The organism is Luteibacter sp. P4_E6 (genome assembly GCF_056401535.1).
This window is the reverse complement of sequence record NZ_JBFUJE010000269.1, coordinates 1-5,361: the sequence shown is the minus strand read 5'-3', so window position 1 is coordinate 5,361 and position 5,361 is coordinate 1. Positions and strand designations below refer to the sequence as shown.

The 5,361-nt window shown below is 64.3% G+C and carries 5 protein-coding genes and 1 pseudogene; 3 read left to right on the top strand and 3 right to left on the bottom strand.

The features are described 5' to 3' along the window. Positions 1 to 508, top strand: a 508-nt coding sequence (locus tag AC1DT2_RS15065; RefSeq protein WP_477297184.1) for a DoxX family protein, incomplete at its 5' end; no start/stop codon positions are given. Here the strand turns inward: AC1DT2_RS15065 and AC1DT2_RS15060 are convergent. Both AC1DT2_RS15060 and AC1DT2_RS15055 read right to left on the bottom strand, forming a co-directional pair. Then, complete coding sequence (locus AC1DT2_RS15060) at positions 473 to 1,126, bottom strand: glutathione S-transferase family protein (protein WP_477297182.1); 654 nt, start codon at positions 1,124 to 1,126, stop codon at positions 473 to 475. The genes AC1DT2_RS15065 and AC1DT2_RS15060 overlap by 36 nt on opposite strands. A 103-nt stretch (positions 1,127 to 1,229) precedes the next feature. Next, positions 1,230 to 1,856: a TetR/AcrR family transcriptional regulator gene (locus AC1DT2_RS15055; RefSeq protein ID WP_477297180.1), complete on the bottom strand. Its 627-nt coding sequence runs from the start codon at positions 1,854 to 1,856 to the stop codon at positions 1,230 to 1,232. Positions 1,857 to 1,940: 84 nt separating this feature from the next. On the opposite strand from AC1DT2_RS15055, the gene AC1DT2_RS15050 reads away from it, so the two are divergent. Further along, entirely contained in the window at positions 1,941 to 3,500 is a 1,560-nt protein-coding gene (locus AC1DT2_RS15050) for an FAD-dependent monooxygenase (protein ID WP_477297178.1), read from the top strand. On the opposite strand, the gene AC1DT2_RS15045 is transcribed toward AC1DT2_RS15050, so the two are convergent. After that, the gene (locus tag AC1DT2_RS15045; protein ID WP_477297176.1) at positions 3,472 to 4,524 is read right to left on the bottom strand and encodes a class I SAM-dependent methyltransferase; all 1,053 of its coding nucleotides are present in this window, start codon (positions 4,522 to 4,524) and stop codon (positions 3,472 to 3,474) included. The genes AC1DT2_RS15050 and AC1DT2_RS15045 overlap by 29 nt on opposite strands. A gap of 185 nt (positions 4,525 to 4,709) precedes the next feature. Here AC1DT2_RS15045 and arr point away from each other — a divergent pair. Next, positions 4,710 to 5,108: pseudogene (gene arr / locus AC1DT2_RS15040) on the top strand (NAD(+)--rifampin ADP-ribosyltransferase); the annotation flags it as partial. Between the last annotated feature and the right edge of the window lie 253 nt (positions 5,109 to 5,361).

Here is a 5,361-nt window from a genome sequence, read left to right as displayed (position 1 = left end):
GCGGTGGGCCATCGCGCCCCTGCCCGTCGCCCAAGGCTGGTACGCCGTACCGTTACGGCTGATGGTCGGCCTTGGCTTCATGCAACACGGTTTCGCGAAGCTCATCCGCGGGCCGGATGCCTTCATAGCGATTCTGCATGCGATGGGCATGCCTTACGCCGACTTGCTGGGGTGGGCCACGATAGCGGTTGAAGTCATGGGTGGCCTGTTGATCCTGCTGGGCGCCTTCGTTCCCGTGGCGACACTCTCCATGCTGGCCGTGCTGCTTGTCGCGACGTTGACCGTGCATCTGCCCAATGGATTCAGTTCCATCAAGTTGCTGTCCTATGACGCGTCGGGCGCCCATTTCGGGCAGCCCGGCTATGAGACCGACCTGCTCTATGCCGCGGGCCTGTTGGCTCTGTGCTTCGGCGGGGCCGGCCCCCTGGCCCTGGACAGCTACTGGGCTTCCCGGCGCACGACGACAAGCCAGTCAGACGGCAGCCGGGTTACCCGTCGCTTGCGCTAACTGGGCCAGGAAAGCGCGCTGGTAAGCCGGCCGTGCTTCGCCGCGGGCGACATAAGCAGCGAGGTTCGGAAACTCGTCGAGGACGCCCGAGAGTCTCAACCTCAGCAGTACGGACACCATGATCAGGTCGCCCGCGCTGAAGGCGCCATCGAGCCACTCCGCCTCGCCCAAACGGGCGGACAGCGGCCGAAGCCGTTGGCGAATGCGATCGAAGACGAGAGGCATCCGTTCGCTTGCCCAGGGTTTGTCGCCCTCCGCAAACTTGACGACGACGATTTCGAGAATCGCGGGCTCCACGGAATTGAGCGCGGCAAACATCCACATGATCGCCCGGGACCGTGCATTCGCCTCTGCCGGTAAGAGGCCCGCATACCGCTCGGCGATGTGGAAGACGATCGCGCCGCTCTCGAACAAGCAGAGATCGCCCTCTTCATAGGTCGGGATCTGGCCAAAAGGATTCAGGCACCGATGCGCGACGTCTTTCATCGCCTGCATCGAAAGCGGGCGAACCACATAGGGTTGGCCGACTTCTTCCAGCGCCCAGCGAACGCGCGTATCACGTGCGAGGCCCTTGCCGCCGTCGGGTGAGCGTTCAAAGGCCGTAATGGTGATGGTCATCTTTAGCGTCTCCTGAAGCGGCCTTCGGGCCATTGGGTTGCGTTGCCTTCACTACCTCGTCGAACGAGCGGCCCTGCATTCGACACGTCGCCGGCCCCTCGCCTCATGCATACGGCGTCCCGACGACCGTGGCGTTCACGCCAACGAAGCCCCGCTCCATCACGCTTACGAAGGCGGCTTCCGGATCCTGCTGCTCACGAAACGCGCGGAGTGCGTCGCCGTATGCCACCACGAGCGCCGAGACGAGCATCGCCGCGGCGAGGCGCGCATCGGGATCGGCATGCGGGCGGTGTACCGCGTCGGCCAGCATTTCGCCCAGATCATTGGCCAGCGTTACCTGAAGTTCCCGCGCGTACGTCGTCAGTGCGGGGCTCTCCACCACCGTGCGCCAGAACTGGATCGGCCGGGCGGACATATGGAATATCGGGTGTCCGGTGACTGCCAGCGTTCGCATCAGCGCCTGGAATGCGTGGACAGGCGACTGGCTCCCCCGGTTCACGATCGCGTCGCGCACCAGCGTTCGGACTTCCTCCTCGCGATCGAAGATCAGGTCCTCCTTGCGCAGGAAGTAATTGAACACCGTTTTACGGGCGACCCCCGCCTCGCGTGCGACCTCAGCCACCGAGACATTCTCGAAACCGCGCTCGACGAACAGGCGCGTGGCGACGTTGGAAATCGCCTGTCGCGTCTCCGCCTTTTTCTGGTTCCGAAGCCCGTCCGGTTTTGACATCAGGCCATTCGCCCTGTAGAAACTTACACTCAGTGTAACTTTTTAGGGCCAGAGTGTCTCCGGCCGCTTACCTGAGGATATCGCTTGATCTACGACGTAGTGGTGGCCGGCGCGGGCCCGGTCGGCCTGTTCCTGGCCTGCGAATTGCGGCTCGCAGGGCTGTCCGTGCTGGTGCTGGAGCCGCAGGACGACCCGCGCTCCCCCTTGAAGCGCCTCCCCTTCGGGATGCGCGGACTCTCCGCCCCCTCGATCGACGGGTTCTACCGTCGCGGCCTGCTGGACGACATCGCGGCAGGCCAGCCGTCGAATGACAGCGCCCGGCCTGGCGCGTCGGGTGCAGCGCATTGGCTGGGCCAGCCGCGACGCCCCGGTGGTCACTTTGCCGGCATCCAGTTCTACGAGGACAAGATCGACCGCTCGCGCTGGCCGTGGCGTCTGTCCGGCACTGTCGGCACGAGCATGATGGTCGATATGGAGTCCCTCGAACGGACGCTTGAGGCACGCGCGAACGCGATGGGCGCCACGATCCGGCGCGGCCTGGGTGTCGAGGGCCTCGAGCAAGACGCCGAAACCGTACTCGTCCGCGCGGGCGGCGAGGTGTTTCGCGGACGCTGGCTCGTCGGCTGCGACGGCGGCCGAAGCACATTGCGCAAGGCCGCCGGCTTCGCCTTTGTCGGCACCGACCCCGAATTCACGGGATACTCCGTCGATGTCGATATCGCCGAGCCGAATCCGCTTCGGGCCGGGCGCCACTACACACCGACGGGCATGTACACCTACGGGCCACCCGGAACCATCGGTATGGTCGAGTTCGATGGCGGCGCGTCTCACCGGATGCACCCGATCACGCTCGAACACGTCCAGGCGGTGCTCCGTCGCGTCTCGGGCACAGATGTCACGCTGACAGCACTTCGACTCGCCACGACATGGACCGATCGCGCCTACCAGACGACCGACTATCGCCGTGGGCGGGTGTTGCTCGCCGGCGACGCAGCGCACATTCACTCGCCACTGGGCGGCCAGGGTCTCAATCTCGGCCTCGGTGACGCGATGAATCTCGGTTGGAAGCTGGCAGCGACGATCCGTGGCGACGCGCCGGAGGGCCTGCTGGACACGTATATGACGGAACGGCATCCGGTGGGCGCGYAGGTCCTGGACTGGTCGCGCGCCCAGGTTGGGCTGATGCGTCCGAGCCGGAGTTCACGTGCGCTCGAAGCCATCGTTCGCGACCTGATCGACACGCGTGATGGTGCGACGTACTTCGCCGAGCGGGTGTGGGGCGTGTCGCTGCGCTATGACCTTGGCGACGACCATCCACTCGTCGGCCGCAGTGCGCCCGATATCGAACTGGCAGATGGAACACGTCTGGGCGAACACCTCAAAACGGGCAAGGGGCTGCTGCTGGATTTCGACGCGCGCACACCGCTTCGCGCACGGGCGACTCAGTGGGAAGACAGCGTCGCGTACATCGCCAGCGACACCAGGGATCGACTCGGCCTGAGCGCCCTGCTCGTGAGGCCAGACGGGGTGGTTGCCTGGACCAGCGAGGGCGATGCCGTCCCCGATGCCCTCGCTCAGCGTCTATCGCAATGGTTCGGCGACCCTGGCGCGCGCCTCAAGGTCGCGCCTCCAGCACGATGTTGAATGGCGTTTCCGCGGCACGGCGAAGACGCCTGAACCCGCCGGCATCGACGATCACCTTGCGCAAACGGGCTTCGCCGGCCTGGGCGCCCAGCGCCGGACCATGCCGGGCGAGCGACACAGGCACGCAGATCATCGACGACGCGGCGTAGTACACGCGTCCGACCGGATTGATGTTCTCTGCCACGGCGTCGCCGGCATGCGGCTCGACCACCATGCACGTGCCGTCGTCCTTCAACGAGGCTCTTGCATGCTGCGCAGCGCCGTCGGGATCGCCCATGTCGTGCAGGCAGTCGAAGAAGGTGATGAGATCGAAGTCACGACCTTCATAGCTGGACGCATCCGCCTGCTCGAATGTCGTATTGCTCACTCCCGCTTCCCGTGCCCGCTCGCGTGCGACGTCGATCGAAGGTGCGTGGTAGTCGTATCCCACGAAGTGGGACGCAGGGAACGCCTTGGCCATCAGCACGGTACTCGCGCCATGACCGCAACCGATATCCGCCACCTTGCCACCGCGCTGTAATTTTTCCACGACGCCATCCAGAGCGGGCAACCAGGCGTTCAGAAGATGCGCGTGATATCCGCCGCGAAAGAACCTTTCGACACCGTGGAACAGACAGGGATGATGCTCGCCCCATTCCATGCCGGCGCCGCTGCGGAAGTTGTCGCGCACACGGGGATAGGTATGAAAAAGTGCTTGCGCGATTTCATAGGCGCCAGCCAGATCGACCGGTCCGGCGGGGTCGGCCAGGCACGCGGCCTGCTCGTCGTTGAGTCGGTACGTTCCCGCTACGGCGTCGTAGTCGACGTAACCGCCTGCGGTCTGGTTGCCAAGCCATTCGCGAATGTAGCGTTCGTTGGTGCCGGTGCGTTCGGCAAGCTCGAAAGGTGTCAGGGACTCCTTTGCGAGCGCCTTATACAAACCCAGTTCGTCACCAAGCAGGACGAGTACCGCGCTGAATGCGGCGCCGAGATCACCTACCGCTCTTCCCAGAAAGGCGTTGAGTTTCTCTTCGTTGATTGCCATGACCGTGGCTCCGCAGCCAGAAAAGGGATGCGGCGGATCAGTTCGAATCGTGGCCGGGGATGTTCACGGCCAGAGCGCCTCTTCCCGTTACTAATTTATACAACACAGGGGGGCTTGCCGGAAGACCCGGGGCGTAGTCCAGCATCGCCGCTCTGTCGAATCGACAGTAATGCAGGAGTGACGACGTGGCTGATTCGCAAACGTACTACCACGGCACCAAGGCCCACCTGGAAGCCGGGGATCTCATCACTCCGGGCTATGCCTCGAACTTCGGCCAACGAAAGCACGCGGCCTTCGTTTACCTGACGGCGACCATGGACGCCGCCATATGGGGCGCCGAGCTGGCCATCGGTACGGGGCGCGGGAGAATCTATGTCGTGGAGCCTACCGGTCCCATCGAAGACGATCCGAATCTCACGGACAAGAAGTTTCCGGGAAACATCACGAAGTCGTATCGCTCACGGRATCCGTTTCGCGTCACCGGGGAGGTTCTGAACTGGACGGGCCACCCCGCCGAGCAACTCAAGGCGATGCGGGATCGCGTGGCGTCCTCAAGCAACAGGGCGTCGAAGCTATTGAGTGAGCGGGACGGATCTGGCGTGGACCCCTGCGCTCCTCGTATGATCCGGTCGCGCCAGATCGGCGTGGGGAACAGGGGTGCGACGGTGAGGACTCCCGTCGCCTAGGGACAACAGGGGAGGGAGTTATGAAAACGCTCATGAGGGCGCTCGCGGGTCTGCTCGCGATTGCCGCTTTGGCTGGCTGCGCCACCGGATACCAGAAGCGCGGTGTTACCGGGGGCTACACGGACAGCAAGATCGACGACACGCACTACAT

Excerpts from the sequence above, each read along its gene's own strand:
- AC1DT2_RS15060 (WP_477297182.1), bottom strand. The coding sequence starts at position 1,126 with ATGACCATCACCATTACGGCCTTTGAACGCTCACCCGACGGCGGCAAG.
- AC1DT2_RS15055 (WP_477297180.1), bottom strand. The coding sequence starts at position 1,856 with ATGTCAAAACCGGACGGGCTTCGGAACCAGAAAAAGGCGGAGACGCGA.
- AC1DT2_RS15045 (WP_477297176.1), bottom strand. The coding sequence starts at position 4,524 with ATGGCAATCAACGAAGAGAAACTCAACGCCTTTCTGGGAAGAGCGGTA.